Origin of the sequence: Ochrobactrum sp. WV_118_8, assembly GCF_039631535.1 — a bacterium.
Classification (GTDB): domain Bacteria; phylum Pseudomonadota; class Alphaproteobacteria; order Rhizobiales; family Rhizobiaceae; genus Brucella; species Brucella anthropi.
Window position 1 is genome coordinate 12,621 of the sequence record NZ_JBDIUZ010000001.1, and the last position, 26,775, is coordinate 39,395.

The window sequence follows — 26,775 nt, forward strand, 5'->3', positions numbered from 1 at the left end:
GGCAAGCCATTTGCCGGGGTTTGTGTTTTCTAGCACACGATGGACGTCGATATGCACCGCGAGCAGTTGTATGACTTGCTTTATTTTAGATGCTTCAAATATAGATGCCGTTTAGAAAATACTCACCATTCCTTGAAGTCTTGCGACCTTCGGCAGATTAGACTTTTTCTTTTTCTCTTTATAAAGAACTCCTGTCTAAGGTTTTCATGCGCCTCATGACCAACAAAGCATAGGCGTGAAAGCCGGGTTATCCGGTGCTAAACAAGCAGGTCCCAAGAGGCTTGCAAAGACAGGGTTGGCAAACAGTGCGGTTTTCGGCAGCTGAAACGGCGAGCCGGTTTCTACCCGGCAGGATCGCAGCCACGCTTCGTCCCGTGACGGAGCGGCTGGATGCCGTGCTTACGGATAGCGGACCGCAGGCAAGCGCACAGCGCTCTTCCCTCGTCGCCTTTTCCGTGCGCGTTGCGAGCGCTGCTATTGCTCTCCTGTCTCAGGTTATTCTCGCCCGTTGGATGGGGGAATTCGAGTACGGCATCTTCGTCCTCGTCTGGCTGACCATGATAATTATCGGCGATCTGGCCTGTTTCGGACTGCACACCACGATTATCCGCTTCGTACCGGAATATATGCAGCGTCAGATGTTCGGCCTCGTGCGCGGGATCATCCGGACCGGACGCGTCTTCGCTTTTGCAGCCGCTACATTTATCGCGCTTCTGGGTGCGGGCCTGCTGCTCCTGCTCAAAGACCATGTCACAAGCTATTATCTCGTGCCGTTCATCCTCGGCTTCATCTGCCTGCCAATGATTACGCTCGGCAATATGCTGGATGGCATTGCGCGCTCGCGCACCTGGGTGATGATGGCACTGACGCCAAGCTATATCGTCCGCCCACTTCTGGTTCTCCTGTTCATGATCATCGCACATGAAGCGGGACTACCTTCCAGTGCAACTATCGCGCTGGCAGTATCGATTGCCGCAACGTGGCTAACCACCGTCGGACAATTTCTGACCGTCGACCGCTCACTGGAAAAAGATATTCCCGCCGCAACGCGTGACCAGCGTCTTGGCGAATGGATGAAAGTTGCCCTGCCGATTTTCCTCGTGGAAGGCTTTTTCTTCCTACTCATCAATGTCGATGTTCTGATGGTTGGCCACGCGCTCGACCCCGAGCATGTCGCGATCTATTTTGCGGCAACGAAGATCATGGCGCTCGCGCATTTCGTCTATTTCGCCGTGAAAGCCAGTGTCGCGCAGCGCTACTCGGACCTGCTGCACAGCGGTGATCGCGCCGAATTTGCAAGCTTCGCCGAAGCGTCCGTCCGCTGGACATTCTGGCCGACGCTGTTCCTCGGCGCAGTCATTCTGCTCACCGGCTATCCGCTCCTGCGGCTTTTCGGTCCAGCCTTCACAGCGGGCTATCCGCTTCTGTTCATTCTGATCATTGGAGTGATCGCACGTGCCAGCGTCGGCCCGGCGGAAAGCCTTCTCAACATGTCGGGAAAGCAGAATATCTGCGCGCTCCTTTATGCCGTGACACTTGCTGTCAACGTCATTCTCAATCTGGTCCTGATACCACGCTTCGGCCTGACAGGCGCCGCCATTTCGACAGCTATTGCCATGCTGATGGAAGCGGCACTTCTTTCGGCAGCCGTATCACGCACCTTGCACATAACCATGTTCATTCTCATTCCACGAGACCGTACCAAGACCTCGGAGGGGACTTTGTAATGGCCGCGAAACCTTTGCTTGAAGAATCGGCAGGCGGAAATGCAGCTCACATCGTTTCGGAACTCTCCGAGAGCGGTATGGCGCACGAAGCTGTCAAAAAGCTGGAGGAAAGCCTTCACAGCCGCGATATACCGCGCAAGCTGGCGATCTATGGCGCTGCCGCAGGCTTCGAACTGCGCGACGAACTCGATCACTTGAGCAACCGGACCGTCGAACCGAATGTGTTCTTCAATGCACGGTTTCTGGCGCCAGCCATGCCGCGCCTTGAGGATCGCGAAGTTCGCTTCATGGTCATGCGCGACGAAAACGAAATCCGCAGCCGCCTGCGCTTCGTCATGCCCTATACGATCGAACGTCCCGGCTTGCCGCTATCGACGCCTGTGATCCGTGCATGGTCGACACCATTCGGACCGCAGGGCACGCCACTGATCGATCACGATGACCCTGTCGGCGTGCTGGAAGACCTGTTCGACATTCTGGCGCGCAGGCATCTCAAATTGCCTGATGTGCTTGTGCTGCCGGAAATGCGGGCTAACGGCCCGGCGGCAAAACTGATCCGTTCTGTGGCGGTGGGCCGTCAATTGCCTTTGGTCGCCATAGAGCAGAAGGAGCGTCCCTTTCTCGAGAGCGATCTGGACGGCGACGCCTATATCAAGCAAGCAATCGGTGCACACCATCGCCGGGATTACAATCGCCTGTGGCGCAGGCTGGCCGAAAAGGGCGAGCTTGCCTATCGCGTCGCCCGCACGCCCGACGATGTGCGTCACGCGTTCGAACATTTCCTGACGCTGGAAGCGAGTGGCTGGAAAGGCAAACGCGGCACCGCCATGGCAGTCGACCGGTTTCGCGCGGCTTTCGCCCGCGAGGCAGTCAACAATCTTGCTGAACGCGACTGCGTGCGCGTGCACACGCTTGAGCTCGACGGACGGGTTATCGCCATTTTGATCGTATTTACGGTTTCAGGAGAAGCCTGGACCTGGAAAACAGCTTATGACGAAAGCCTGAACGCCTGGTCGCCCGGCGTACTGCTCATGATCGAAGTCGTGAAGAACCATCTGAACGATCCGAACATCAACCGCACAGATTCCTGCGCCGTCCCCGATCATCCAGTCATGATGCGGCTGTTCGACAAGCGCGAGACAATCGAAACGCTGGTGATTGGCCTCAACCCGTCCACGGATAAGCTCGTCCGTCAGGCTGCCTCGCAGATTCATCTTTATCAGCGAACCCGCAATCTGGCCCGCATTGTGCGCAATCGCATCCGCAGCTTCACTGAGAGGAAATAGGGGCGAGTTTAAGCGACCTTAAAAAAGCCCTGAAATCGCTGTCCTGAATCTCCGATGCTGGATTATCCGGCAAGAATGTTGCGATTGCAGTTTTGCGGAAGCCCTGCGAAGCTCCATCCTCAACAGCCACTTCGGAATTTTGAAGGTTCAGGAATGCGGTTTCCACGCCCGACTATCGCCAGCGGCACGCTTTGCGTCCTGACCGCATTTTATTTCCTCGCTTTCACCAATAGCTCCTTCTGGCAGCGGCTGATCGCCTACTTTTCCGACCATCCGCAAAAGCTGGTTGTTGGGGCAGCGGCCATCCTTCTCATCCATATCGCCGTGCTGATGGCCTTCTCGGCAAAATATGTCATCAAGCCTGTTCTCATTTTCGCAATATGGGTCGCCGCAGGTGGGTCCTATTTTACGGATACTTTCGGCACGATCATCGATCGCAATGTGGTCGAGGCGACGCTCACAACGACAAAGGCAGAGTCGGGTCATCTGATAACGACGGGCTTTCTGCTGCATATCCTGCTTTATGCCGTCGTTCCCACGCTTTTCATCCTCTGGGTCCGTGTGAAACACCGGCCTTTGCTGCAAAAGCTTCTGGTCAATACTGTCTCGATCATCGTCTGCCTGGCTGTCGCAATCGCACTTATCGGCTCCGATTACGGCAGCTTCTCCTCGATGTACCGCGAACACCGCTCCGACATCATGGAACGGCTGATGCCCGGCACACCGCTCAAGAGCACCGTGCAATATATCGTGCGTGACCTGAATGACAGGCAGATCGTCATGCAGCCGCTCGGCCTCGATGCAAAACAGGTGCTGCCGCCGATTGCGTCGGGCAAGAAGCTCCTGACCGTTATCGTGGTGGGCGAAACGGCACGCGCCCAGAATTTCAGCCTTTACGGCTACCCGCGTGAGACCAATCCCGAACTGAAGCAGCAGGATATCGTTACCTTTCCAAACACAACAAGCTGCGGCACGGACACCTCCGTTTCCGTGCCATGTATGTTCTCGCCCTTTCCGCGCGAGGAATATTCGAGCTCCAAGTTCCATAGCTCGGAAAATCTGATGGACCTCCTTAATCATGCCGGCGTGCAGGTTGCGTGGTACGAGAATAATACCGGCAGCAAGGGCGTTTCGGACCGCATACCGACGGTCGACCTGCAGAATTCAAACGATGCGCAATATTGCGAAGGCGGCGAATGTCTCGACCAGATTCTGGTCGACCAGCTCCGTGACCACCTGAAGAACGTAAACGGCAACGCCACCATTGTCCTGCATATGACCGGCAGTCACGGACCGTCCTATTATCGGCGTTATCCGCCAGAATTCGCCAAGTTCAAGCCTGAGTGCCGCACGAGCGAATTTTCCGATTGCACGACGGACCAGATCGTCAATGCATACGACAATTCGATCCTCTATACCGATCACATAGTGTCGGAGATCATCAACGTCCTGAAGGCAAGCGAAGACCGTTTTGCCCCCGCCATGATCTATATGTCCGACCATGGCGAATCGCTGGGCGAAGATGGCCTTTATCTGCATGCAGCACCCTATTTCATCGCGCCTGACGTCCAGACACACATCCCATTCGTCGCGTGGTTCTCGCCGGACTATGCGAACGCCACCAGGCTCGACACGGCTTGCGTCAAACAGGATGCTGCCGCCCCTTCTTCGCACGACAATCTGTTCCACACGGTCATCGGCATGATGGGCGTGAAAACGTCAGCCTATGATCAGGCGCTCGACCGCTTTGCCAACTGCCGGAAAGCCAATGTCGCAACGTCGAACTAGGACATTTGGCATCGCGCGCAGATAGCTGATTATATTAGCCAAACCAATAATTTGAGCCATCCGACAAAGCGTGATACACTTTGCCGTGGGAGAGCGCATGGACAGGCGGAAGAGGAGGTCCGCACCGGTGCAATCCGGCACTTTGAACAAGTGTCCGAAGCCCGGATAATTATAAAAGCTTCCGTCTGGCTCAAACGCTATCGCGCCCTCCCGGGGAAGGAGATGCGCTATGGAATATTTTCACTATGTCAGCACGCTGGATTACGTCCTGCTGGGTTTCATCGCCTTGCTGGTCTTCTGGAATCTGGTTGAAGCGAACTTGCGCAGATAGATGACGGCGGCTTATCTCAAAGCCGCGCAACCACATAAAGCCTGCTGCGCCTGACACGATCAGGAACGGGCTTGTTGACTGGAACGCTGCCGTGACGATGAGCGGTTGATTGAATCACACGCCATTACTTCTTACCCTTTCAGCCGTCTGTCTGAAGAGGAGTGAAAGCTGCACTTTTGAGCAATTGACCTCGTTTCGTTTAGCCGGTATATCCCAACCCGCTGTCCCTTTGGACCATATCGAACTGCTTCGGCAGAAATGTGCGGGTGTGGTGGAACTGGTAGACGCGCCGGACTCAAAATCCGGTTCCGAAAGGAGTGTCGGTTCGATTCCGACCACCCGCACCATTCTTATCAATTATCCAGGTTGGAAAACTGCGAAGGCATAAAATACACCTCCGCAATCGATACTCTCAGCGCTTCAGCAGCTGTTTCATTTCACTTCCATTCGCGCCGTACTTGCTCTCGGCAATGGAACACAATTTCTTATCGGATACATTCTGATAGCGTAGTTTGGCGCTTTTGAAACCTTCCAGCGTGCCATCAATGAAGCTTCTTGCGACCTGATCGGGATTACACCCCCTGTTGTAAGCCTTGTTTGCCAGACAATAGACAATCACTGCGCCCTTCGTATCGATTTTCTTGTATTGAGGGCAACGCGACTTGAAATACCCCGCCTCCCCTAGATGAAGATCGGTCCTGAGTTTTTCTGGAATGCGATTGGTCGTACAAGCTGTGAGCACCAGTAATATTCCGACGCCTAGTATAAATTTGCCCCTCATAATCCCTCCAATATGTCTTCAATTTACCGTACTGGATTTAGCATCGGGGCATTCTTGGGGAAAGCACCGACAACCGCCCGCTGCTTTCCGTCGCATAAGGTTTTCACGCCGCTTCGAGCGCTTGCACCAGATCGGCAATCAGATCGTCCGGATGCTCTATGCCGATGGAAAGTCGGATCGTTGATTCCAGCACACCGATACGCTCTCTTACATCGACGGGAACGCCCGAATGGGTCATCGCGGCAGGATGGCTTGCAAGCGATTCCGTACCGCCGAGACTGACAGCAAGCTTCAATATCTGAAGCGCATTCAGGAAGCGGAATGCCGCCGCCTGCCCGCCTTTGATATCGAAGGAGAAAGTCGACCCCGCACCACTGCACTGGCGTTTGAACAAAGCACCAACGTCCGAATTCTCATCCTCAAATGGGAGATAATGCAGTTTCTCCACTTTCGGATGATCGCGCAGGAATTCCGCAATTGCCTGCGCGTTGTTGTTGGCGCGTTCCATGCGAAGTCCGAGCGTTTCAAGCGAGCGACCCAGCATCCAGCATGAATGCGGGTCAAGCTGCGTACCGATCGCACCACGCAATGCCTTGACCTGCTTTACAACAGCCTTGGCACCCAGCACAGCCCCGGCAATCAGATCCGAGTGCCCGCCAACATATTTGGTCAGCGAATAGACCGAAAGATCAGCACCGTGGTCGAGAGGCTTCTGATAGATCGGCCCAAGCAGGGTATTATCGCAAGCAATGATCGGACGATGCCCCTGCTTTTGTTCAATCTTTTCCGCGACACGCCGGATGGCGGCAATATCGACAATGCTGTTGGTCGGGTTGGCAGGCGTCTCGATCAGAATCACCGAAACACGTCCCTTGCGAACAGCCTCGTCGGCTGCCTGTTCTATCGAGGCTTCGTGCACGCCATCGGCGAAAGCAACGGCTTCAACGCCGAAATTGAGAAACGTCTTTGCAAGGAGCGTTTCCGTGCCGCCATAGAGCGGTTGCGAATGCAAAATGACATCGCCCGGGCGTGCAAAAGCAAACAGCGTCGTGGCAATGGCCGACATGCCGGAAGAAAACAGCGCACAGCTCTCGGTGCCTTCATAGACCGCGAGGCGATCTTCAACGATCTCGCTGTTGGGATGGTTGAAACGGGAATAGACGAGACCAGCACCGACACCGGCAGGCGGTTCCTTGCGACCGGAAACGAAATCGAAGAAATCGCGTCCGTCTTCGGCAGTCTTGAAAACGAAAGTCGACGTCAGGAATACCGGTGGCTTGACCGCTCCTTCGGAAAGCTCCGGGTCGTAGCCATAATTGAGCATCTGCGTTTCGGGATGAAGCGGATGATTGCCCAACATGGTCTTTGAAGGCCGTGGCGCAGTCATGAATACCTCCTTGAGAAAATCCTCCCGTCCGTATTCGGACAGGAGGAGCTTAACAGAGGTATTCAGGAATCTTCTTGCGTTGTTATGCCTTTTAGAGAAATCGCTGCGATGCCGGCAGAGGCGCGCATAGCCGTCGATTACTTGATGACCAGCACCGGCACGGTACTGAGCGACAACACCTCAGCTGCCTGACTTCCTAGCAATAATTTGTTCACGCCGCGACGGCCATGTGATGCGATGACGATCAGATCGGCATTCTTGGCATTCGCAGCCTCGACAATGCCCTGCGCCGGAGATTGATTTTCGACATGCACGGCCTCAGCACTGACGCCGATTTCCATTGCCTTGGCTTTGGCCTTCGACAGGATTTCGGTGGCCGCTTTGGTGATAGCCTCGCGATATTCCTGAAATGCCGCCGGGCTCGACGCCCATTCAGCCGCAACCACAATGCCATAGGATGGCAGAAGCTCGGTCACGGACACGAAAATAACCTTTGCGCCTGTTTCCTTGGCCAGCGCAACGCCTTGGTCGACGCCTTTCTCAGCGAGTTCCGATCCATCGGTTGCGATCAATATGTTCTTGTACATTCATGTTCTCCTGGCTGCCTGATACCCGATGATGCGCGCCTCCCCGTCGCAACGCATTGACGCGGATCAATCAAGCTTTACCCCAAGCTAATACGCTCCCTCCCAATTATGATGGAATTTACTTCCAATTTATTCAATTATAAAGAATAAATTTCTAAACTTGATGTGTCGGGCGCACGTACCCAACTATGCTTTTGCGCAGTTTCCTCTTAAACTTTGCGCGACAAATAGGGAGATCACGCCATGAACAAGCCCCTGAACGAACCACAAGCTGGTAAGACCGCAGGCCGTGGCCGCGTTTACGATTCCATCCTCGACACAATCGGCAATACACCGCTTGTGCGCATTGACAAGTTCGCCAAGGAAAAGGGCGTGGAAGCCAATCTTCTGGCCAAGCTGGAGTTCTTCAACCCTCTGGCCAGTGTGAAGGACCGTATCGGTCTGGCGCTGATCGAAGCTCTGGAACGCGACGGTCGCGCCGTGCCGGGCAAGACAGTCTTCGTCGAGCCGACTTCCGGCAATACCGGCATTGCCCTTGCCTTTGCCGCTGCGGCCAAGGGTTATCGCCTCGTTCTCACCATGCCGGAAACCATGTCGGTGGAACGCCGCAAGCTTTTGAAGCTTCTCGGTGCCGAACTGGTTCTGACCGAAGGCGCAAAAGGCATGAAGGGTGCTATTGCGGAAGCGGAAGCCATTGCGGAAGGCAACCCGAACGCAATCATCCCGCAGCAGTTCGAAAATCCGGCCAACCCGGAAATCCATCGCCTCACGACGGCTGAGGAAATCTGGAACGACACCAATGGGGAAGCAGATATCCTGATCTCCGGCATCGGCACCGGCGGCACGATTACCGGTGTCGGTCAGGTCATCAAGGGGCGCAAGCCGTCCTTCAAGGTGATCGCCGTGGAACCGAAGGATTCACCGGTACTTTCCGGTGGCGCACCCGGCCCGCACAAAATTCAGGGCATCGGCGCAGGCTTCGCCCCGAAGACGCTCGATACCAGCATCTATGATGAGGTCGTTCAGGTCTCCAACGAAGACGCTTTTGCCAATGCGCGCCTATTGGCCCGTCTCGAAGGCATTCCCGTCGGCATTTCTTCCGGCGCGGCTCTGACCGCCGCTGTTGAAATCGGCAAGCGCCCGGAAAACGCTGGCAAGAACATCGTCATCATCATTCCGTCCTTTGCCGAACGCTATCTTTCGACGGCTTTGTTTGAAGGTCTGGAATAATCCGCACTCACACGCGGTGGCCAAAAACAAAAGCCAGAGCGGTGAACCGTTCTGGCTTTACTTTTTTAAATGCCGGTCCGTTCGCCAAGCAAACGGAGGCTTTAAGCGCTCATATCAATGGTGCGTGCGTGCGGCGCAAGCCGGGCCTGGCCCGCGCATATAATGGCGCTCGGGCCTGTAGCTCGGTGCAACGAACTCGCGGATGACATTAACGCTGTCACGCAGCTGAACAAGAATGCTCATCGTCTTCACCTTCGTCAAAAAACATGCTGTTCGGAATGGATGCCCGTCCTGTCCCGACTAACCGGGCTCTGAAACGTTGTCCATTTCCGAACATCTTAATGAAAACTTTAACAATCAAAGATGAATAAGCTCTGAACCCTTATGGTTAAGGGTAAGTTAATGGTAAGGATGTTCAAGCTTTTCCACAGGTCGCGAATTGTCGCCACAATTAGAAAAGGCCGGTTTTAACCGGCCTTTCATGCTCAAAAGTTCAAGCGCCTTACCGCGTCGGAACCGGATGCTCACCACGATAATCGTAAAAGCCGCGACCCGTCTTGCGTCCCAGCCAGCCTGCTTCGACATATTTGACCAGAAGCGGGCACGGGCGATACTTGGAATCCGCCAGCCCGTCGTGCAGAACCTGCATGATGGAGAGGCAGGTATCGAGACCAATGAAATCGGCGAGCTGTAGCGGCCCCATCGGGTGGTTGGCGCCTAGCTTCATGGCTGTATCGATAGCTTCGACGCTGCCGACCCCTTCATAAAGCGTGTAGATGGCCTCGTTGATCATCGGCAACAGAATGCGATTGACAATAAAGGCCGGAAAATCTTCGGCAACGGTTACCGTCTTGCCAAGCGCGGTCACGAAATCGTTCGACTTGCGGAAGGTTTCCTCATCCGTTGCGATGCCGCGCACCAGTTCGACAAGCTTCATCACAGGAACGGGATTCATGAAATGAATGCCGATAAAACGCTCTGGACGGTCGGTCGTGGATGCGAGACGCGTGATCGAGATCGACGACGTGTTGGTTGCGAGAATCGCTTCGGGGTTCAGAACCGTGCAAAGCTGCGCAAAAATCTTGCGCTTGACGGTTTCGTCTTCCGTTGCCGCTTCGATGGCTAGATCGACACCCGCCAGATCCTCCATGGAATTTGCCGGACGGATAAGCTTCATCGCCGCTGCGCGTTGGTCTTCCAGCAGTTTGCCTGAGGCAACCTGACGCGCCATGTTGCCATTGATGGTGGCGATGCCCTTTTCCAGCCGGTCCGCTGCCGCATCGTGAAGAAGCACATCGAACCCGGCCAGCGCGCATACATGAGCAATACCGCTGCCCATCTGTCCTGCGCCGACCACCCCTACCGTCTTGATTGCCACAGTCATAACTCCTTCATTCAGCCGCCCCACAACAGAGCCGAGGCCGAGAGCATATGCTCTAACTTTTGTTCTTACATATTACCCCCAGCAAAACCGCTTCGCACTTTTGCTGGAAATGCTCTGTCTTTGTCTTTTCGCATTGTCCAACGCAAAACCGCTTCGCACTTTTGCTGGAAATGCTTCACTATACCAATTCTGCCCGAGACGGATACAGCCCTCATTCAGAGAAAAGCAAAACAGCGCTTTCGTATCAGAAGGCTTTCCAAATGAAAAAGCGGCGGGACTAGCCCGCCGCTTTCTGATCGATTAAAGCGCTTTTTGCAGTTCCGGCAGGATCGTAAAGAGATCGCCGACGAGGCCGTAATCGGCCACCTGGAAGATCGGCGCTTCCTCGTCCTTGTTGATGGCCACGATCACGCGACTGTCCTTCATACCGGCCAGATGCTGGATCGCACCAGAGATTCCGACGGCGATGTAGAGATCCGGGGCAACCACCTTGCCGGTCTGGCCAACCTGCCAGTCGTTCGGCGCGTAGCCCGCATCGACTGCAGCACGGCTTGCGCCGACCGCTGCACCAAGCTTGTCGGCAACCGGCAGGATCACTTCCTGGAACTTTTCGGCAGAACCGAGCGCACGACCGCCGGAGATGATGATCTTGGCCGAGGTCAGTTCCGGACGGTCCGAATCCGACAATGCATTGCCGACGAAGCTCGACAGCGCCGGATCGGCTGCTGCATTGACGCTTTCAACTGCAGCCGAACCACCCTCAGCAGTCGCCTGGAACGAAGCCGTACGAACGGTGATGACCTTCTTGGCGTCTGTCGACTGCACCGTCTGGATCGCATTGCCCGCATAGATCGGACGCTTGAACGTATCAGCCGACACGACTTCCATGATTTCGGACAACTGCATCACATCGAGAAGCGCTGCAACGCGCGGCAGGATGTTCTTGGCCGAGGTCGTTGCCGGAGCAATGATCGTGTCGTAATTGCCTGCCAGTTCCACGATGAGAGCGGCCGTTGGCTCGGCCAGACGGTTTTCCAGTCCATCACTTTCAGCGAGCAGAACCTTACGCACACCCTTGAGCTTGGCGGCGGCATCGGCTGCAGCCTTCGCGCCCTTGCCTGCAACCAGAACATCCACGTCGCCGCCGATCTGGGCAGCTGCCGTCAGCGCCTTCGCCGTCTGGTCGGAAAGGGTTGCATTGTCATGTTCGGCAATAAGAAGAATAGCCATTTATATCGTCCCTTCCGATTTCTTTAGAGTACGCCGTCGGCCTTGAGCTTCTCGACCAGTTCAGAAACTGAACCGACCTTCACGCCAGCCTTGCGGCCACCCGGCTCTTCAGTCTTCAGGACCTTGAGACGCGGCGCAATGTCGGCGCCGAAATCGGCAGGCGACTTCTCGTCAAGCGGCTTCTTCTTGGCCTTCATGATGTTCGGCAGCGACGCATAGCGCGGCTGGTTCAAACGAAGATCGACCGTAACGATAGCCGGAAGCTTCACGTCGATGGTCTGGAGACCACCATCAACTTCGCGCGTTACCTTGGCCGAACCGTCGCCCAGTTCCACCTTCGAGGCGAACGTCGCCTGGCTCCAGTTGAGAAGGGCCGAAAGCATCTGGCCAGTCTGGTTGGAATCATCGTCGATTGCCTGCTTGCCGAGGAAGACGAGATCCGGCTTTTCCGCATCGACCACGCCCTTGAGAACCTTGGCAACGCCAAGCGGCTCAACCGTTTCGTCCGACTTCACCAGGATCGCACGATCCGCACCCATGGCAAGGGCCGTGCGCAGTGTTTCCTGTGCCTGTGCCGGGCCGACCGAAACCGCGACGATTTCCGTCACCTTGCCCGCTTCCTTCAGACGGATCGCTTCTTCAACCGCGATCTCATCGAAAGGGTTCATCGACATCTTGACGTTCGCAAGCTCAACGCCCGAACCGTCTCCCTTTACACGGATCTTTACGTTGTAATCGACAACCCGTTTCACTGCGACAAGGACTTTCATCCGCGATTACCTCTTCAATGACTCTTGCAGCACGACTATGCCGCCGTGAACTCCCACCCGCATGTCAAAATCCGACATGAAAGCGGCACCAGCGCAACTTGGGTTATGACGCAAATGCGCTGCCTATCCGCCGGGAACCGGCACGAAACCTAAAGACGGTTGACGTGCACGTCAATCAGGCACAGGCCGCTATATCGATTAAAATCAATTTATTCTGACAAGAGGTCATTCCAAAACCGAGCAACCCGACACCTCCCGTTTTCATGTCGTTTACAAGCGATGCGCCATGCTTTAGGTAACGCCTCGCAATCCGGTCGCAGCCTACCCGGTCAAAACAAGGAACCCTGACTTATGAAAACGCTCGTCGTCTGCTCCGGCGGACTCGATTCCGTTTCGCTTGCTTACAGAATAGCAACCGAACACCAACTCACCGCCCTCCTCTCCTTCGACTATGGCCAGCGTCACAAAAAGGAACTGGATTCGGCCAAAGCCTGCGCCGAAAGGCTCGGCGTTCCCCACCAGATCATCGATATCACCAACATCGGTGCCAGCCTGACCGGCTCCGCCCTCACTGACAATATCGATGTGCCGGACGGACACTATGCCGAAGAAACGATGAAGATCACCGTCGTTCCGAACCGCAATGCGATCATGCTGGCAATAGCATTCGGCGTAGCCGCTGCCCAAAAAGCCGAGGCGATAGCCCTTGCCGTCCATGGCGGCGATCACTTCATTTATCCCGACTGCCGCCCCGGTTTTATCGATGCTTTCCAGACGATGCAGAACCATGCATTGGACGGTTATGCAGACATAAAACTGCTCGCGCCTTATGTGCACGCATCCAAAGCCGACATCGTTATCGACGGCGCAAAATACGGTACGCCTTTTGCAGCGACCTGGTCCTGCTACAAGGGCGGTGAACATCACTGCGGACGCTGCGGCACCTGCGTCGAGCGACGCGAAGCCTTCCATCTCGCCGGCATCCAAGACCCGACCCTCTATGAAGATGCGGATTTCTGGCGCTCGGCAATCGAGAAGAGGAACGCCTGATGTTTCGCATTACCAAGGAATTTCATTTCTCCGCATCGCATCAACTGACTGGCCTCCCGGACGATCATCAATGCGCCCGCCTGCACGGCCACAATTATATTGTTGAGGTCGAGCTCTCGGCTGACGATCTTAACCAGCACGGCTTTGTCCGTGATTATCATGAGCTGGCACCGTTCAAGCGCTACATCGATGATTGTTTTGACCACCGCCATCTCAACGATGTTCTGGGTCACGACCAGAGCACGGCTGAAACCCTTGCCCGGCATTTTTTCGAATGGTGTTATGCGCGCTGGCCGGAAATTTCCGCCGTGCGGGTCAGTGAAACGCCCAAGACATGGGCCGATTACAGACCGTGAAGCAAATACGCATCGCAGAGATTTTCGGCCCTACGATACAGGGCGAAGGTGTGCTGATCGGTGAGCCGACCGTCTTCGTGCGAGCCGGTGGCTGCGATTATCGCTGCGTCTGGTGCGACAGCCTGCACGCCGTCGAAAGCCGCTTTCGCCACGAGTGGAAGGCGATGAGTGTTGAAGCGATTTGGGGTGAAGTGACGACACTTTCCCGAAATAAGCCACTAACAGTGTCATTTTCGGGCGGCAATCCGGCCATTCAACCGCTGGGGCCCTTGATCGAGCACGGCAAGACCGAAGGCTATCGCTTTGCACTGGAAACCCAAGGATCGGTCGCGCAAGACTGGTTTTCCGCGCTCGACACACTGGTACTGAGCCCAAAACCACCTTCAAGCGGCATGAGCTCCGATTTCGACGCGCTGGCGGCCTGTGTCGAGGCTGCAGGCACAACGCCGCGAACGGTGCTGAAATTCGTCATCTTTAACGATGCCGATTATGCCTTCGCGAAAGATGTAGCCAGTCAATATTCCGGTCTACCGGTCTATCTCCAGCCCGGCAATCACACACCGCCGCCGCCCGAAGCACATGATGCCGCAATCGATATCGACGGCATCATGCGGCGAATGGAATGGCTGGTCGAAAAGGTAATTGCGGATGGCTGGTACGAAGCGCACGTCCTGCCCCAGCTTCACGTGCTGATCTGGGGCAACAGACGTGGCGTCTGATTAGCGGTTGGCGCCGGGCACCCAGAGAACGTCCTGCGCGCCGTTATCGTTGACGGTTCGCGACGCCACGAACAGAAAATCGGAGAGGCGGTTGATATATTGCAAAGCCTCCGCCGAAACGACCTCTCCTTCGACGCGAGCAAGCGCAACCATCAGGCGCTCGGCCCGGCGTGAAACCGTGCGAGCGAGATGCAACGCGGCAGATGCCGCCGAACCGCCCGGAAGAATGAACGAACGCAGCGGCTGTAAATCGGCATTGAGGAGATCAATATCGGCTTCCACACGCGAAACCTGCGATGCGACGATGCGCAACGGTTCATAGGCCAGCGGCTTGCCATCATCCGGCGTCGAAAGATCCGCGCCAAGGTCGAAAAGATCATTTTGGATACGACCCAGCATGGCATCGATTTGCGCATGAGGATTATCTTCGCCGCCGGTGTGAAGGCGCGCCATGCCAATGCAGGCATTGGTTTCATCCACCGTGCCATAGGCTTCGACGCGCAGGTCCGACTTCAGCCGCCGTGGTCCGCTGGCAAGTCCGGTCGTGCCCTTGTCGCCCGTGCGGGTATAGATCTTGTTGAGCTTGACCATATTTACTGGCCAGTTTTCTGGCGGGCAAAATAGATCGCACCAACGATCAGAACGATGGCAATGAACTGCAGGAAAACACGCAGCTGCATCATCTTGTTCGAGAAATTGCCGTCACCGCCGCGCATCATGTTGCGCAGACCGATGATCAGAACGACGGCCACAGCAAACATGGCCACCATTGCCGCGCCCTTGAACAGAACGTCCATTTTATTTCCTTCCCATGCGCACCGTCCCTGACCTCATGACTGGTCGGACAGCATCCGGTAGAGCCAGCGGGCAGGCATCAGACGTCGTGCCAGTGACCCAAGTTTCGCCGGTCTCGTCACCACATAATGCGGGCGGGGACGCGACGCCTCCAATGCATGAAGCAGTACAGCATAGACGGCTTCCGGTCCAAGCTTGTTCTTGGATTTTGTACCGCCACCTTCCAGTTTCGCCATCTGGCGCTGGTAAAGCTCGCGATGCACCGAAGCTTCCATGTCTATATTGGCTCTAGCATGGCTGGCGGCGTTGTAAGTGAAGCGCGAAGCAATCGGGCCGGGTTCGATCAGCGACACATCGATACCGGAACCTTCCAGCTCCATGCGCTGCGCAAGCATCAGCCCTTCAAGCGCAAACTTTGACGCCACATAAGCACCGCGCCATTTCATCGGCACGAGACCGAGGATCGACGAGCAATGCACGATGCGCCCATGCCCTTGCCTGCGCATGACCGGAACCAAGCGTCGGGTAAGGTCGTGCCAACCGAAGAAATTGGCTTCGAACTGCTGGCGTAAGGCTTCGACCGGCAAGTCCTCTATCGCGCCGGGTTGAGCATAAGCACCATTATTGAACAGGGCATCGAGCTTGCCGTCCGTCTGGCGCAGCACCTCATCGGCTAAGACCGCGATCGACTGCGGCTCCGTATAGTCGAGATAATGGGCTTCCATTCCCTTTGCCTTGAGTGCCGCAATATCCGCATCCTTGCGGGCGGTCGCAAAGACGCGCCAGCCTTGACTGTGCAGTGCTTCGGCACAATAGGCACCGATACCGGAGGAACAGCCGGTGATAATGATATTACGCTGTCGGTTCTGACCGGTTTGTGCCGGAGCCATATGTTCGTTTCCCGCTGCCGTTTCGCCAAGCTTGCTTGATTCGGCTCCGGTTTAAAACGGGTCCCGCCCTTGCAATCCGCAGACCAATGCTAGATTTAAGGCCTTGAAACACCGGCTGAACACTATCGAATACCGACCAAGGCTTTGAGGGACAAATCTGCGGATGCGAAAAATCAGACGTTTTCTCCGTCAGATCACCTATGATGTCATCGGTCATTTCAGTTCGGACGATGGCTGGGCCTTCGCCAGCCATATTGCCCTTTCCGGCTTGATGGCATTGTTTCCGTTCCTCATCTTTGCCACCACGCTTGCAAGCTTTCTCGGCACCAAGGAATTCGCCGATACGGCGGTGCATGTCATCTTCGATATGTGGCCGTCGAACATCGCTGCCCCAATTGCCAACGAAGTGATGAACGTGCTGACCGTGCAGCGCAGCGGACTGCTAACGCTCAGTGTCATCGCAGCCGCCTATTTTGCCTCCAATGGCGTGGAGGCGCTGCGCATCGCGCTCAACCGAGCCTATCGCGTCAGCGACCAGCGCTCGATCATTTTCTGCCGCTTGCAAAGTCTGGGCTTCGTTCTCGTCGGCACTCTGAGCCTGATGGCAATCAGCTTTCTGCTGGTTCTGGCCCCGCTTGCCGTGCGTCTTGCCGAACAATGGTTTCCCGATATAGCGCCGTTCACAGGCACGATTGCCTTCTGGCGCTATACTGTGGCAGTGGGGGTTCTGGTTCTGGCACTGTTCATGGTGCATATCTGGCTTCCAGCCGGACGGCGCAGCCTCGGCGATATCCTGCCCGGCATATTGATCACGCTCATCGCCTGGCTTGCCGCCGCAATGGCCTTTGCAAAATATCTGGAAACTTTCGCCACCTATGTAACGACCTATGCGGGCCTCGCCTCCATCATGGTGGCGATCGTCTTTCTCTATATGCTGTCAGCAATTTTCATCATCGGTGCGGAAATAAACGCCGCGATTATGATTTTTCGCAAGCGCGAACAACAACCCGAGCTCATCGACGTAAAGTAGTCAGTGCAACGCCGAGCGTCGTCACCACCATACCTGCAATCTGGATTGCCGACAGCGTTTCACCAAAAATCAGATAGGCCATGATCGCGGCCGTGCCGGGCACCAGATAAAACAACGATGCGACTTTCGACATTGCGCCTTCGCGGATCATGACGAGAAGCGCCAGAATGGCACCGATAGAAATGGCGAGCGTCAGCCAGACCAGCGCAAAGATCAGCGATGGCGACCAGATCATGACGCGTGTTTCGAAAGCAAAGGCACAGATAGCAGTCAAAATGGCCGCAGCGATATATTGCACCGCCGTCCCGGCCTTGAGATCACCAGCCGTGCCGAACCGCTTCTGCCAGACTGTGCCAGTGCTGATCGCCACCACAGCCAAAAATGCCGCCGCCAGGCTTTTCGGATCGACACCGCTGCCAGCCGAAAACTTCGGCCATACCACCATGGCGACGCCGCAGAAACCGATCAGAAGCCCCGTCCATTGCCGCCCGCTCGCTCGTTCTCCCAGAAGAATGGCCGCAATCAGCGTGGTCAACATCGGCTGAAGGCCCGCCACCAGACCTGACATTCCCGCAGGCAGGCCGTGGTGAACGGCCCAGAACAAGGCGGAAAGATAAACGCCGTGGATGAGACAACCGGCAATCGCCGCATGAAGAAGCACATCGCCTTTCGGCCAGATACTCCGGCTCGCCAGCGCCCAAAGTGTCATGATGACAGCCGCGATGGAAAAACGCACCGCCATGAAAGTAAATGGTTCGGCATAAGGCATGGAAAGCCCGGCTCCGATAAAACCGGTGGCCCAAAGCAGGACAAACATGATGGGGAACAAACGGGCGGCCATGGCAGAACTCTCACTTTCGCGGCCCGCCTTATACCGCTTTGCGGCAAACGCCTATCGCATAAAACTGATCGCAGCGTTGAATTTGCCAAACAGCCGCCCGCATTTTATGAAGCGGCATGAACATTGAACCTGAAACCATCCGCATTCTCGTCGATGCTGACGCCTGCCCGGTGAAAGCTGAAATCTATCGCGTGGCGGAACGGCACAATCTGCCGGTCATGCTGGTGGCCAACAGTTTCATTGCCATTCCCCGCGATGCGGAGCGTGTCGAACGGGTTATCGTATCGGACAAGCTCGATGCGGCCGACGACTGGATCGCCGAGAATTCGCGACCGGGTGCAATCGTGATTACCGCCGACATTCCTTTGGCCAGCCGCTCGCTCGAAAAAGGCGCTTCGGTGATCGCACCGAACGGACGCGTTCACACCCAAAGCACCATCGGCAACACGCTGGCGACGCGCAATCTAATGGATAGTTTGCGTTCCGCAGGCGAAGTTACAGGCGGACCCGCTCCATTTTCGCCCAAGGACCGCTCTGCATTCCTTTCCGCACTTGATCTTGCCATCGTCCGGCTAAAACGTGCGGGTTTCGTCTCAGGTTGATCGCATTGAGGCGGTCGCGACGCCAGCACCGATCAGCAATGTTCCGCCAGCCCGATTGAAAATGCGCAGCGCGCGTTCGCTTGAGAAGAAGCGGCGTGCGCGGGTCGCCAGAAGTGCATAGGCAAAGGCATTGAGAAAAGCGAGCACGAGGAACGTGCTTTCGAAAACCAGCATCTGGGTGAGGAAATCCCGGTGCGGGCTAAGAAACTGCGGAAGAAAAGCAACGAAAAAGGTGATGCTCTTCGGATTGAGCGCTGTCACGAGCCACGCATGAACCAGCATCCGCGCCGGATGCACCTTGTCGTGTCGGGCACTGGCATGAAGTGTTCCACCAGCGCGAAACAGTTTTATGCCGAGCCAGATCAGATAAGCGGCACCTGCCCATTTAACGGCGGTGAACACGGTTGCCGACGCTGCCAGCAGCGCACCCACGCCAAGCATGGAAAGCGTCATCGCGGTAAAGTCGCCAAGGGCGACACCGACAGCCATCGGGAAAGCCGCTTTCCAACCTTGACCCAAGGCATAGGAGACGACGAGCAAGACGGTCGGCCCCGGGATGACCAGAAGCACGATGGACGCGGCGGAAAATGCAAGCCAGACTTCAAGGCTCATGGGCGGCTCCCTCTCTTGAAAAGGGAGCAAGCCACTGATTTCGTCGTTTGTCGAGGCTAAAGATTCTTTGCCGCTTCGATGAGTTTAGTCGCTTCCGGGCTATCCCAAGGTGCTGGACCGTTCATGGATGCAATCTGGCAGCCGTCCTTGTCGACCAGCAGCGTCACCGGAAGGCCGAAGGCCAGATTCTCGCGCTTCAGTTCGTTGAAGCTCGACATGGAAGCGTCCCGGTGTAGCGTCAGATTCTTGATACCAATTTCGTTCAGAAAGCCCTTGGGCTTGTCATCCGAGCCGGTGTCGATGTTGATTGCGACGACCTCGAAATCGGCCCCGCCTTTTTCGGCCTCGAGCTTGTCGAGAGCGGGCATTTCCTCGCGGCATGGCGCGCACCACGTCGCCCAGAGATTGACCAGCAGTGTCTTGCCCTTAAAATCGCCGAGAGTCATCTGCTTGCCGTCCGGGCCTGTGAAAGCAATATGCGAGACGGAAATCGGCTTTTCAGCGGCACGCATCGCCGCCACGCCCCCGGTCGCAGCTGTATCAAGTGCCTTAAGCTTATCCGCTTTCAACACGCATTGCGCCGAAGCTTCATCGCTTTCCGCTGAAACATTCGTCGAAACATTCTGGGCAACCACATTGCCAGAAGGGCGCTCCATCACGTATACCGCCCCGATACCGGCAATGACACCGGCAAGGGCGGCAAGAAGGACGATCTTGCGATTTCCCGATTTCGCCTGCTGTTCGGAATTCGCCTTTTCGTTGTCTTCTGCCATGTCGCGTTACTTCTTTCCAATATTCCGCCAAACCGTCACTCGGGGCATATGAGCATGAGCGAACAAAAATCAAGCAACCAGATGTGGGGCGGCCGTTTTGCCTCAGGGCCCGATGCGATCATGGAAGAGATCAATGCATCGATCGGCTTCGACCGCAAGCTCTATGCGCAGGATATTCAAGGCTCGCTCGCCCATGCAGCCATGCTGGCAAAGACAGGCATTATTGCGGCAGAAGACCATCGACAAATCGAAGATGGTCTGAAAACCATCCTCAAGGAAATCGAGGACGGCAAGTTCACCTTCTCGCGCAAGCTCGAAGACATTCATATGAACATCGAGGCGCGGCTTGCCGATCTGATCGGCCCGTCCGCCGGACGGCTCCACACCGCCCGTTCGCGTAACGATCAGGTGGCCGTCGACTTTCGCCTCTGGGTGAAGCAGGAACTGGAAAAGACCGCCGCCGCCCTCAAGAATCTGATCGAAGCTTTTCTGGAACGCGCCGAAGAACATGCGGCGACGGTCATGCCGGGTTTCACCCATCTCCAGACCGCGCAGCCTGTCACTTTTGGTCATCATTGCATGGCCTATGTCGAAATGTTCGGTCGCGACCTGTCGCGCGTGCGTGACGCAATCGAACGTATGGACGAATCGCCTTTGGGTGCTGCAGCCCTTGCAGGCACCGGCTTCCCGATCGACCGCCACATGACCGCCAAAACGCTTGGCTTCCGCGAACCGACCCGCAATTCTCTCGATAGCGTTTCCGACCGCGACTATGCGCTGGAGTTTCTGTCGCTTGGCGCCATCTGCGCCGGTCATCTTTCGCGCCTTGCGGAAGAAATCGTCATCTGGTCGACGCCGCAATTCAATTTCGTGCGGCTGTCCGATGCCTTTTCCACCGGCTCGTCGATCATGCCGCAGAAGAAAAACCCGGATGCAGCAGAACTGGTTCGCGCCAAGACAGGCCGTATCAACGGTTCGCTGGTCGCGCTTCTGACCATCATGAAGGGCCTGCCGCTCGCCTATTCCAAGGACATGCAGGAAGACAAGGAACAGGTCTTCGATGCAGCTGAAAACCTGGAACTCGCCATCGCCGCCATGGCCGGCATGGTGCGCGACCTGACGATCAATGTAGCATCAATGAAAAAGGCGGCCGGTTCAGGCTATTCCACTGCGACCGATCTCGCCGACTGGCTGGTGCGTGAACTGGGGCTTCCCTTCCGTGAGGCACATCACGTCACCGGTCGCGCAGTCGCTCTGGCTGAAAGCCGCAAGGTTGATCTGGCGAAGCTTTCACTTGAGGAACTGCAGTCGATTCATCCGGGCATCACGGATGCGATTTTCGGCTATCTGACGGTCGAGAAATCAGTGAAAAGCCGTCAGTCCTTCGGTGGCACGGCCCCGCAGGAGGTGCGTCGCCAGATTCGTTACTGGAAGAAGCGCATCACCAAGGCCTGATAATCGATCAACATGACGTCATGTGGAATCATCTGTCGAACTGATGATTCCACTTTCGGGCATTATGAGTTAGACCTAGAGCATGTCTTCCAAAAGTGGGAACCGGTTTTGGAAGACATGCGTAAAGACAAAACTTAGAGCAAGATCATATATTTCGGGAACCAAAGCTGATGACAGGCCGCTCCGCCATTTCTTCCGTGCTTCTGATCGCCGCGCTTGCGGCAACGCTCGCCGCTTGCGGTCGCAAGGGCCCGCTGGAGCCGCCGCCATCCGCCGTCGTGACGGACGAACAGGGCCACACCAAGCCGAAACCGAAGGAAGACAAGCCGATCATCCTCGACAAGCTGTTGTAAGTTTCTGCTGCAGGGCATTCCCGTGAACCATTTCGAACATCGCAACGGCGTTCTTCACGCCGAAAATGTCAGCCTGCCTGAAATCGCACAGGCCGTTGGCACCCCTTTTTACGTTTATTCCCGCGCGACCATCGAGCGTCATTTCCGCGTGTTCAGCGAAGCCTTCGCCGGCATGGAAACGCTCGTGACCTACGCGCTGAAGGCCAATTCGAACCTGGCCGTGCTGAAAACTCTGGCGAAGCTTGGCGCCGGCGCGGACACCGTTTCGGAAGGCGAAATCCGCCGGGCGCTTGCTGCAGGCATCCCGGCCAACAAGATCGTCTTTTCAGGCGTTGGCAAGACTCCACACGAAATGGACTTCGCGCTTGAAGCGGGCATCTATTGCTTCAATGTTGAATCCGAACCAGAGCTGGAAATTCTTTCCGCTCGCGCCGTCAAGGCAGGCAAGGTCGCATCCGTGTCGCTGCGCATCAATCCCGATGTGGATGCGAAGACCCACGCCAAGATTTCAACTGGCAAATCTGAAAACAAGTTCGGCATTCCGCGCGTCAAGGCGCGTGAGGCTTATGCGCGCGCAGCGAGCCTGCCCGGTCTCGACGTGGTCGGCATCGATATGCATATCGGTAGCCAGATCATTGACCTCGAACCCTTCGACAATGCATTCGCCCTGATGGCGCAACTGGTCAAGGAACTGCAGGCCGACGGTCACAACATCCGCCACGTCGATGTTGGCGGGGGACTCGGCATTCCCTACCGCACAGACAATACACCTCCGCCGCTACCCGTCGCCTATGCAGAAATCGTCGCCAAGCACATCAAGCCGCTGGGCCTGAAAACGGTGTTCGAACCGGGCCGCCTGATCGTCGGCAATGCCGGGCTTCTGGTAACGGAAGTGATCTTCGTCAAGGAAGGCGACGCCAAGAACTTCGTCATCGTGGATGCGGCAATGAACGATTTGATTCGTCCGACGCTTTATGATGCGTTCCACGACATCAAGCCTGTCACTTTGCCGAAGGATGATGCGCCGCGTATTCGTGCCGATTTTGTCGGTCCGGTCTGCGAAACAGGCGACTATCTCGGCCTCGACCGGGAAGTGGCAAAGCCTGCTCCAGGCGATCTGATTGCCGTCTGCACGACAGGTGCATATGGCGCGGTGCTTTCCAGCACCTACAACAGCCGTCTGCTCATCCCCGAAGTGCTGGTCGACGGCGACCGTTATCATGTCGTGCGTCCGCGCCGTACCTATGAAGAACTGCTCGCGCTCGATTCCGTACCGGAATGGTTATAGGTCTCGCGACCATAATTATTCATGGCCCACATTTATCATGGCCCATAAATCTCGGGGCAAAGCCTCGCCTTTGCCATGATGCGTGTTATCCTGTCAGCCGAACCGAAATCGGCTGACGCGAAAGACGAGACCTATGACTGCCCCTAAGGCGGCCCCGCAGACAGATAGCAGCAACGACAGGAAAAACCCGCCGCGTCATGCGCGGGATGTTTTTCTGCGGCTGTTTTCAGGCGATGGCGCCAGCCTGCGCCGTCTGCGTCTGCGTGCCTTTCTTTCGATCAGCTTCGAGCGGTTCTGGCCGCTGATCCTGCCGCTGATTCTTCTCGTCGGTCTGTTTGCCAGCCTGAGCTGGTTCGGCCTGTTCGGCATGATGCCCCGTTGGCTGCATATCGGCGTGCTGACGCTATTCGGTATTGCCACCCTCATTGCGCTTTATCTGCCGTTCCGGTTTCGCACCCCAGCAGAAAGCGACGTCACAAGTCGTATCGAGGCGATCAACGGTCTCGTTCACGAACCGCTTTCCGTCCAGACAGGCCATATGGCAACAGGCGAACACGATCCATTCGCTGTCGCCCTGTGGCGGGAACACCAGCGCCGCATGGCGGACCGGCTCAAGAACCTGCAATCCGGCCTGCCTTATACGCGTGTTCCCGAACACGATCCCTTCGGCATTCGTGCGGTGGTCGCCCTGCTCTTCATGACCGCCTTCGCCTACAGCCTCAGCCCAAACAGCGGGCGCATTGCCGATGCCTTTCATATCCGTCCAAGCAATGGAACCGCCGTTGCCCGCATCGATGCATGGGTAACGCCGCCGCGCTATACCGGCCGTGCTCCGGTCTTCCTGACCACGACGAACGACAGCGAACAGGCCGCAATCAATGTACCGCAAGGCAGCATTCTATCGGTCCGCGTGATCGGTGGCGGTTCCGAACGCCTGACCGCGACCGATGCGAAGGGCGAGCGCCGCGACGTACAGCCGGTAAACGCGAAGGAAGACCAGAAGGAGCCTGCAGAACAGGCCGTCGTCGATGGAAGCCGCAACTTCCGCTACGATTTGCAGCAGGATGAAACCATAGCGCTTTCCGGCACCGATGCCCGCTGGAAATTTGTAGTCACGCCGGATAATCCGCCAACGATCCGCTTCACGAAAGAGCCGGGACACGCGCTGAATGGCACATTGCAACTTTCCTATCAGATCGAGGACGACTACGCGCCGGTAAAGGCCGAAGGTGAGATCATCCCGCTCAACAATGATGAGGATGAGGAAGCCGCACCACTCTACGATGCACCGGAACTGCCGCTTGCACTGCCGCGCCGCGGTGCGAAGGACGCCACGACGTCGAAAGACCTGACCGAGCATCCTTGGGCAGGTGAAAAAGTTGCGCTCACGCTGGTCGTAACCGACGCCGCCGGACAAACGGGGCGCAGCGAAACCAAGATCATCACTTTGCCCGAGCGCCCTTTCAGCAATCCACTTGCCCGCGCCGTTGCGGAACAGCGCCGTATCCTCGCGCTCGATGCGACGCAACGCGATCATGTGCTCGACATGCTGTCGGCAATCACGCTTCGCCCGGACGAAACCATCAAGAATGCAGCCCATTATCTGGGTCTGGTCACGATTGGTACACGTCTTCGTCTCGCCAGGAGCGATGACACCTTGCGCGATGCAGCGGATTATATGTGGCAGGTGGCCCTTGGCATCGAAGATGGAAATCTGTCCGCCGCCGAAAAGCGCCTGCGGCAGGCACAGGAGGCCCTGAAAAACGCTCTCCAGAACGGCGCCTCACAAGAGGAGATCGAAAAGCTTTCGGCAGAGCTACGCAAGGCGATGCAGGATTTCCTGCGGGAATTCGCCCAGCGCCAGCAACAGAATCCCAATGCGCGCCAAGCCGCTCCCGATCCCAATGCGCGAATGCTGACGGAAAAAGACCTCCAGCGCATGATGGACCAGATCGAAAATCTCGCGCGTCAGGGCTCACGCGATCAGGCGGAAGAACTGCTGTCGCAATTGCAGAACCTGATGAACAATCTGCAGATGGGACAGATGCAACAGGGCCAGCAAGGTCAGGGGCAAGGTCAGCAGGGCCAACAAGGCCAGATGCAGCAGCAGATGAACAAGCTCGGCGAACTGATGCAACGCCAGCAAAAGACGATGAACGAAACCTTCGATCTCGATCAGAAGATGCAACGCCAATTCGGTGGCAGCGATGGTGAGGGCGAATTCGGCGACAACATGTTCCCGGGTGATGACGGTTCCATGGGCGGCGGACAGCCGGGCGGTGAAACCGAAAACGGCCAGAGCGAGAACGGTCAGGGCGGGAAAGGCGATGTGCCACCCGATATGGCGGAAACCATGCGCAAGCTGCAGCAGCAGCAAAAGGACCTTCAATCCGATCTGCAAAAACTGATGGACGATTTGAAAGGCATGGGTATTGAACCCGGCAAGGATTTTTCGGATGCCGGAAAATCAATGGGCAACGCCACTGATGCGTTGGGCCGCAGCGAAGGTGCCGAAGCAAGCGACCAGCAGGGCAGCGCACTCGATGCACTGCGTCGCGGCGGGCGCGACATGATGCAGAAAATGCAGCAAGCCATGGGCCAGCAAGGTCAGGGGCAAAGTGGCGCCAATGGCAGTCGGGGAAGGGACCCGCTTGGGCGCCAGCAAGGTACCGGCGACAGCGGCCTCAACGATGACGTCAAGATTCCAGGTGAAATCGATATTCAGCGCGCGCGTGAAATTCTCGATGAAATCCGCCGCAAACTTGGTAATGCGCTGACGCCGCAGATGGAAAAGGAATATCTGCAGCGCCTGCTGAAGTTCGATTGAGAAGCAGGCCGGAGCCTTAATCCATCACACGACCGACAAAGGGCAACTGGCGGAAGGCGTGCCCAACGTCCATGCCATAACCGACGACAAAATAGTCGGGGCATTCGAAAGCCACGAAATCAGCATCAAGATCGACCTTGCGGCGCACGCTCTTGTCGAGAAGAACAGCAATGCTGACGCTCCGCGCTCCGCGTTCCAGCATAAGTTCGCGAACGAATTTCAGTGTCTTTCCAGACTCCAGAATATCATCGATCAGCAGTACATCGCGGTCGCGAACATCGCTGTCGATATCGCGCAGAAGACGAACTTCGGCGCTTGTCGTGCCCTTGCCGTAGCTTGAAACCGTGATGAATTCGACATCGGGCTCCACGCCCGCATCATGCATTGCGCGGATGAGGTCGGCTGCAAAGATGAAGGAGCCCTTCAGGATCGAAATCGTCAGCAGGTTGTGGAACTTGCGTTCAGCAATGGCCTTGGCGAGCTCGAGATTGCGACCGGCAATCTCGTCCGGGCTAAAGAGAACTTCGATTGTCTTGCCACCGACTTCGGGCATCTGCTGCTTCTCCTGATCATTCGCTTTCGCGCAGACTTTGGCGCGATCAAAGGCGCCGGAAAGGCACGCTCTATAGCATGGTTTGAGGAAATTGCACCCCACCAGATGAAGATGCTCCGGCTTCTCCATT

General features: G+C 56.4%; 27 protein-coding genes and 1 tRNA gene. 14 read left to right on the forward strand and 14 right to left on the reverse strand.

From position 1 onward, the window contains the following. Positions 1 to 305 precede the first annotated feature (305 nt). The 4 genes from ABDF71_RS00070 to ABDF71_RS00085 all read left to right on the forward strand — a co-directional run bounded on the left by ABDF71_RS00070 (position 306) and on the right by ABDF71_RS00085 (position 5,479). Positions 306 to 1,727, forward strand: coding sequence for a lipopolysaccharide biosynthesis protein (locus tag ABDF71_RS00070; protein WP_036563224.1), 1,422 nt, complete (start codon positions 306 to 308; stop codon positions 1,725 to 1,727). Continuing rightward, positions 1,727 to 3,013 (forward strand): type IV secretion system effector crotonyl transferase BspF, encoded by a 1,287-nt coding sequence (gene bspF, locus ABDF71_RS00075; RefSeq protein WP_010657510.1) that lies wholly within the window; start codon positions 1,727 to 1,729, stop codon positions 3,011 to 3,013. Before ABDF71_RS00070 ends, bspF begins: the two co-directional genes overlap by 1 nt. Before the next feature lie 153 nt (positions 3,014 to 3,166). After that, positions 3,167 to 4,801 carry a phosphoethanolamine transferase gene (locus ABDF71_RS00080; RefSeq protein ID WP_500060735.1) on the forward strand — a complete coding sequence of 545 codons (1,635 nt, stop codon included), beginning with the start codon at positions 3,167 to 3,169 and terminating at the stop codon, positions 4,799 to 4,801. A 593-nt stretch (positions 4,802 to 5,394) separates the two neighbouring features. Then, positions 5,395 to 5,479 (forward strand) — tRNA-Leu (locus ABDF71_RS00085). Positions 5,480 to 5,544: 65 nt separating this feature from the next. Here ABDF71_RS00085 and ABDF71_RS00090 read toward each other — a convergent pair. The 3 genes from ABDF71_RS00090 to ABDF71_RS00100 form a co-directional block, all read right to left on the reverse strand. Next, on the reverse strand, positions 5,545 to 5,913 hold the full coding sequence (locus tag ABDF71_RS00090) for a hypothetical protein (RefSeq protein ID WP_500060737.1): 369 nt from the start codon (positions 5,911 to 5,913) through the stop codon (positions 5,545 to 5,547). A 103-nt stretch (positions 5,914 to 6,016) separates the two neighbouring features. Then, the gene (locus ABDF71_RS00095) at positions 6,017 to 7,300 is read right to left on the reverse strand and encodes a cystathionine gamma-synthase family protein (protein ID WP_500060739.1); all 1,284 of its coding nucleotides are present in this window, start codon (positions 7,298 to 7,300) and stop codon (positions 6,017 to 6,019) included. Between the two features lie 137 nt (positions 7,301 to 7,437). Next, positions 7,438 to 7,887, reverse strand: coding sequence for a universal stress protein (locus ABDF71_RS00100; protein ID WP_010657513.1), 450 nt, complete (start codon positions 7,885 to 7,887; stop codon positions 7,438 to 7,440). 243 nt (positions 7,888 to 8,130) lie between these two features. Here ABDF71_RS00100 and cysK point away from each other — a divergent pair, with 243 nt between their 5' ends. Then, positions 8,131 to 9,117, forward strand: a complete 987-nt coding sequence (cysK, locus tag ABDF71_RS00105; RefSeq protein WP_010657514.1) for a cysteine synthase A — start codon at positions 8,131 to 8,133, stop codon at positions 9,115 to 9,117. 114 nt (positions 9,118 to 9,231) lie between these two features. Here cysK and ABDF71_RS00110 read toward each other — a convergent pair whose 3' ends face one another. From ABDF71_RS00110 to ABDF71_RS00125, 4 genes are all read right to left on the reverse strand, one after another. Further along, on the reverse strand, positions 9,232 to 9,360 hold the full coding sequence (locus ABDF71_RS00110) for a hypothetical protein (RefSeq protein WP_255362115.1): 129 nt from the start codon (positions 9,358 to 9,360) through the stop codon (positions 9,232 to 9,234). A 259-nt stretch (positions 9,361 to 9,619) separates the two neighbouring features. After that, on the reverse strand, positions 9,620 to 10,495 hold the full coding sequence (locus tag ABDF71_RS00115) for a 3-hydroxybutyryl-CoA dehydrogenase (protein ID WP_029375798.1): 876 nt from the start codon (positions 10,493 to 10,495) through the stop codon (positions 9,620 to 9,622). Between the two features lie 306 nt (positions 10,496 to 10,801). Next, complete coding sequence (locus ABDF71_RS00120) at positions 10,802 to 11,731, reverse strand: electron transfer flavoprotein subunit alpha/FixB family protein (protein WP_010657516.1); 930 nt, start codon at positions 11,729 to 11,731, stop codon at positions 10,802 to 10,804. A gap of 23 nt (positions 11,732 to 11,754) precedes the next feature. Next, entirely contained in the window at positions 11,755 to 12,501 is a 747-nt protein-coding gene (locus ABDF71_RS00125; protein WP_010657517.1) for an electron transfer flavoprotein subunit beta/FixA family protein, read from the reverse strand. Positions 12,502 to 12,852: 351 nt separating this feature from the next. Here ABDF71_RS00125 and queC point away from each other — a divergent pair, with 351 nt between their 5' ends. The 3 genes from queC to queE are packed head-to-tail and all read left to right on the forward strand — an operon-like array spanning position 12,853 to position 14,626. Then, positions 12,853 to 13,551 carry a 7-cyano-7-deazaguanine synthase QueC gene (gene queC, locus ABDF71_RS00130; protein ID WP_010657518.1) on the forward strand — a complete coding sequence of 233 codons (699 nt, stop codon included), beginning with the start codon at positions 12,853 to 12,855 and terminating at the stop codon, positions 13,549 to 13,551. After that, complete coding sequence (gene queD, locus ABDF71_RS00135; protein WP_500060744.1) at positions 13,551 to 13,907, forward strand: 6-carboxytetrahydropterin synthase QueD; 357 nt, start codon at positions 13,551 to 13,553, stop codon at positions 13,905 to 13,907. The genes queC and queD overlap by 1 nt, the downstream gene beginning before the upstream one ends. Beyond that, positions 13,886 to 14,626 carry a 7-carboxy-7-deazaguanine synthase QueE gene (gene queE / locus ABDF71_RS00140; RefSeq protein WP_500060746.1) on the forward strand — a complete coding sequence of 247 codons (741 nt, stop codon included), beginning with the start codon at positions 13,886 to 13,888 and terminating at the stop codon, positions 14,624 to 14,626. The genes queD and queE overlap by 22 nt, the downstream gene beginning before the upstream one ends. Here the strand turns inward: queE and ABDF71_RS00145 are convergent, their stop codons facing one another. Genes ABDF71_RS00145 through ABDF71_RS00155 form a run of 3 tightly spaced genes read right to left on the reverse strand, consistent with a single transcriptional unit; the run spans position 14,627 to position 16,311 of the window. Beyond that, positions 14,627 to 15,217, reverse strand: a complete 591-nt coding sequence (locus ABDF71_RS00145; protein WP_151645420.1) for a cob(I)yrinic acid a,c-diamide adenosyltransferase — start codon at positions 15,215 to 15,217, stop codon at positions 14,627 to 14,629. It lies immediately after the preceding gene. Positions 15,218 to 15,219: 2 nt separating this feature from the next. Further along, complete coding sequence (locus ABDF71_RS00150) at positions 15,220 to 15,423, reverse strand: twin transmembrane helix small protein (RefSeq protein WP_010657522.1); 204 nt, start codon at positions 15,421 to 15,423, stop codon at positions 15,220 to 15,222. Between the two features lie 33 nt (positions 15,424 to 15,456). After that, positions 15,457 to 16,311, reverse strand: a complete 855-nt coding sequence (locus ABDF71_RS00155; RefSeq protein ID WP_500060749.1) for an SDR family oxidoreductase — start codon at positions 16,309 to 16,311, stop codon at positions 15,457 to 15,459. Between the two features lie 163 nt (positions 16,312 to 16,474). On the opposite strand from ABDF71_RS00155, the gene ABDF71_RS00160 reads away from it, so the two are divergent. Next, the gene (locus tag ABDF71_RS00160) at positions 16,475 to 17,341 is read left to right on the forward strand and encodes a YihY/virulence factor BrkB family protein (protein WP_010657524.1); all 867 of its coding nucleotides are present in this window, start codon (positions 16,475 to 16,477) and stop codon (positions 17,339 to 17,341) included. Here the strand turns inward: ABDF71_RS00160 and ABDF71_RS00165 are convergent. Continuing rightward, a complete protein-coding gene (locus ABDF71_RS00165; protein ID WP_500060751.1) occupies positions 17,325 to 18,182 on the reverse strand; it encodes a DMT family transporter in 858 nt (285 codons plus the stop codon). The genes ABDF71_RS00160 and ABDF71_RS00165 overlap by 17 nt on opposite strands. A 116-nt stretch (positions 18,183 to 18,298) precedes the next feature. Between ABDF71_RS00165 and ABDF71_RS00170 the strand changes: the two genes are divergently transcribed. Then, entirely contained in the window at positions 18,299 to 18,784 is a 486-nt protein-coding gene (locus tag ABDF71_RS00170) for a YaiI/YqxD family protein (protein ID WP_012091181.1), read from the forward strand. Here the strand turns inward: ABDF71_RS00170 and ABDF71_RS00175 are convergent. Together ABDF71_RS00175 and tlpA are read right to left on the reverse strand one after the other, a co-directional pair. Next, positions 18,776 to 19,396, reverse strand: coding sequence for a LysE family translocator (locus tag ABDF71_RS00175; protein ID WP_029929738.1), 621 nt, complete (start codon positions 19,394 to 19,396; stop codon positions 18,776 to 18,778). The two genes, ABDF71_RS00170 and ABDF71_RS00175, sit on opposite strands and share 9 nt — an antisense overlap. A 56-nt stretch (positions 19,397 to 19,452) precedes the next feature. Continuing rightward, on the reverse strand, positions 19,453 to 20,169 hold the full coding sequence (tlpA, locus tag ABDF71_RS00180; RefSeq protein ID WP_500060754.1) for a thiol:disulfide interchange protein TlpA: 717 nt from the start codon (positions 20,167 to 20,169) through the stop codon (positions 19,453 to 19,455). Positions 20,170 to 20,223: 54 nt separating this feature from the next. Between tlpA and argH the strand changes: the two genes are divergently transcribed. From argH to ABDF71_RS00200, 4 genes are all read left to right on the forward strand, one after another. Then, positions 20,224 to 21,624, forward strand: a complete 1,401-nt coding sequence (gene argH / locus ABDF71_RS00185) for an argininosuccinate lyase (RefSeq protein WP_010657529.1) — start codon at positions 20,224 to 20,226, stop codon at positions 21,622 to 21,624. Positions 21,625 to 21,794: 170 nt separating this feature from the next. After that, positions 21,795 to 21,977 carry an LPS translocon maturation chaperone LptM gene (lptM, locus tag ABDF71_RS00190; RefSeq protein ID WP_006467922.1) on the forward strand — a complete coding sequence of 61 codons (183 nt, stop codon included), beginning with the start codon at positions 21,795 to 21,797 and terminating at the stop codon, positions 21,975 to 21,977. Positions 21,978 to 21,999: 22 nt separating this feature from the next. Further along, complete coding sequence (lysA, locus tag ABDF71_RS00195; protein ID WP_012091177.1) at positions 22,000 to 23,265, forward strand: diaminopimelate decarboxylase; 1,266 nt, start codon at positions 22,000 to 22,002, stop codon at positions 23,263 to 23,265. 133 nt (positions 23,266 to 23,398) lie between these two features. Then, positions 23,399 to 26,092, forward strand: coding sequence for a TIGR02302 family protein (locus ABDF71_RS00200; RefSeq protein WP_500060757.1), 2,694 nt, complete (start codon positions 23,399 to 23,401; stop codon positions 26,090 to 26,092). A 16-nt stretch (positions 26,093 to 26,108) separates the two neighbouring features. Here ABDF71_RS00200 and hpt read toward each other — a convergent pair whose 3' ends face one another. Beyond that, complete coding sequence (gene hpt, locus ABDF71_RS00205; RefSeq protein ID WP_010657532.1) at positions 26,109 to 26,645, reverse strand: hypoxanthine phosphoribosyltransferase; 537 nt, start codon at positions 26,643 to 26,645, stop codon at positions 26,109 to 26,111. Between the last annotated feature and the right edge of the window lie 130 nt (positions 26,646 to 26,775).

What these genes read in the sequence shown, in the direction of transcription:
- argH (WP_010657529.1), top strand. Translation starts at nt 20,224, where the DNA reads ATGAGCGAACAAAAATCAAGCAACCAGATGTGGGGCGGCCGTTTTGCC.
- ABDF71_RS00090 (WP_500060737.1), bottom strand. Translation starts at nt 5,913, where the DNA reads ATGAGGGGCAAATTTATACTAGGCGTCGGAATATTACTGGTGCTCACA.
- ABDF71_RS00080 (WP_500060735.1), top strand. Translation starts at nt 3,167, where the DNA reads ATGCGGTTTCCACGCCCGACTATCGCCAGCGGCACGCTTTGCGTCCTG.
- ABDF71_RS00200 (WP_500060757.1), top strand. Translation starts at nt 23,399, where the DNA reads ATGACTGCCCCTAAGGCGGCCCCGCAGACAGATAGCAGCAACGACAGG.
- ABDF71_RS00175 (WP_029929738.1), bottom strand. Translation starts at nt 19,396, where the DNA reads ATGAGCCTTGAAGTCTGGCTTGCATTTTCCGCCGCGTCCATCGTGCTT.
- ABDF71_RS00150 (WP_010657522.1), bottom strand. Translation starts at nt 15,423, where the DNA reads ATGGACGTTCTGTTCAAGGGCGCGGCAATGGTGGCCATGTTTGCTGTG.
- ABDF71_RS00120 (WP_010657516.1), bottom strand. Translation starts at nt 11,731, where the DNA reads ATGGCTATTCTTCTTATTGCCGAACATGACAATGCAACCCTTTCCGAC.
- ABDF71_RS00100 (WP_010657513.1), bottom strand. Translation starts at nt 7,887, where the DNA reads ATGTACAAGAACATATTGATCGCAACCGATGGATCGGAACTCGCTGAG.
- bspF (WP_010657510.1), top strand. Translation starts at nt 1,727, where the DNA reads ATGGCCGCGAAACCTTTGCTTGAAGAATCGGCAGGCGGAAATGCAGCT.
- ABDF71_RS00095 (WP_500060739.1), bottom strand. Translation starts at nt 7,300, where the DNA reads ATGACTGCGCCACGGCCTTCAAAGACCATGTTGGGCAATCATCCGCTT.
- tlpA (WP_500060754.1), bottom strand. Translation starts at nt 20,169, where the DNA reads ATGGCAGAAGACAACGAAAAGGCGAATTCCGAACAGCAGGCGAAATCG.
- ABDF71_RS00125 (WP_010657517.1), bottom strand. Translation starts at nt 12,501, where the DNA reads ATGAAAGTCCTTGTCGCAGTGAAACGGGTTGTCGATTACAACGTAAAG.
- hpt (WP_010657532.1), bottom strand. Translation starts at nt 26,645, where the DNA reads ATGCCCGAAGTCGGTGGCAAGACAATCGAAGTTCTCTTTAGCCCGGAC.
- ABDF71_RS00110 (WP_255362115.1), bottom strand. Translation starts at nt 9,360, where the DNA reads ATGAGCATTCTTGTTCAGCTGCGTGACAGCGTTAATGTCATCCGCGAG.
- lptM (WP_006467922.1), top strand. Translation starts at nt 21,795, where the DNA reads ATGACAGGCCGCTCCGCCATTTCTTCCGTGCTTCTGATCGCCGCGCTT.
- ABDF71_RS00160 (WP_010657524.1), top strand. Translation starts at nt 16,475, where the DNA reads ATGCGAAAAATCAGACGTTTTCTCCGTCAGATCACCTATGATGTCATC.
- cysK (WP_010657514.1), top strand. Translation starts at nt 8,131, where the DNA reads ATGAACAAGCCCCTGAACGAACCACAAGCTGGTAAGACCGCAGGCCGT.
- ABDF71_RS00170 (WP_012091181.1), top strand. Translation starts at nt 18,299, where the DNA reads ATGAACATTGAACCTGAAACCATCCGCATTCTCGTCGATGCTGACGCC.
- queE (WP_500060746.1), top strand. Translation starts at nt 13,886, where the DNA reads ATGGGCCGATTACAGACCGTGAAGCAAATACGCATCGCAGAGATTTTC.
- ABDF71_RS00165 (WP_500060751.1), bottom strand. Translation starts at nt 18,182, where the DNA reads ATGGCCGCCCGTTTGTTCCCCATCATGTTTGTCCTGCTTTGGGCCACC.
- ABDF71_RS00155 (WP_500060749.1), bottom strand. Translation starts at nt 16,311, where the DNA reads ATGGCTCCGGCACAAACCGGTCAGAACCGACAGCGTAATATCATTATC.
- queC (WP_010657518.1), top strand. Translation starts at nt 12,853, where the DNA reads ATGAAAACGCTCGTCGTCTGCTCCGGCGGACTCGATTCCGTTTCGCTT.
- ABDF71_RS00145 (WP_151645420.1), bottom strand. Translation starts at nt 15,217, where the DNA reads ATGGTCAAGCTCAACAAGATCTATACCCGCACGGGCGACAAGGGCACG.
- queD (WP_500060744.1), top strand. Translation starts at nt 13,551, where the DNA reads ATGTTTCGCATTACCAAGGAATTTCATTTCTCCGCATCGCATCAACTG.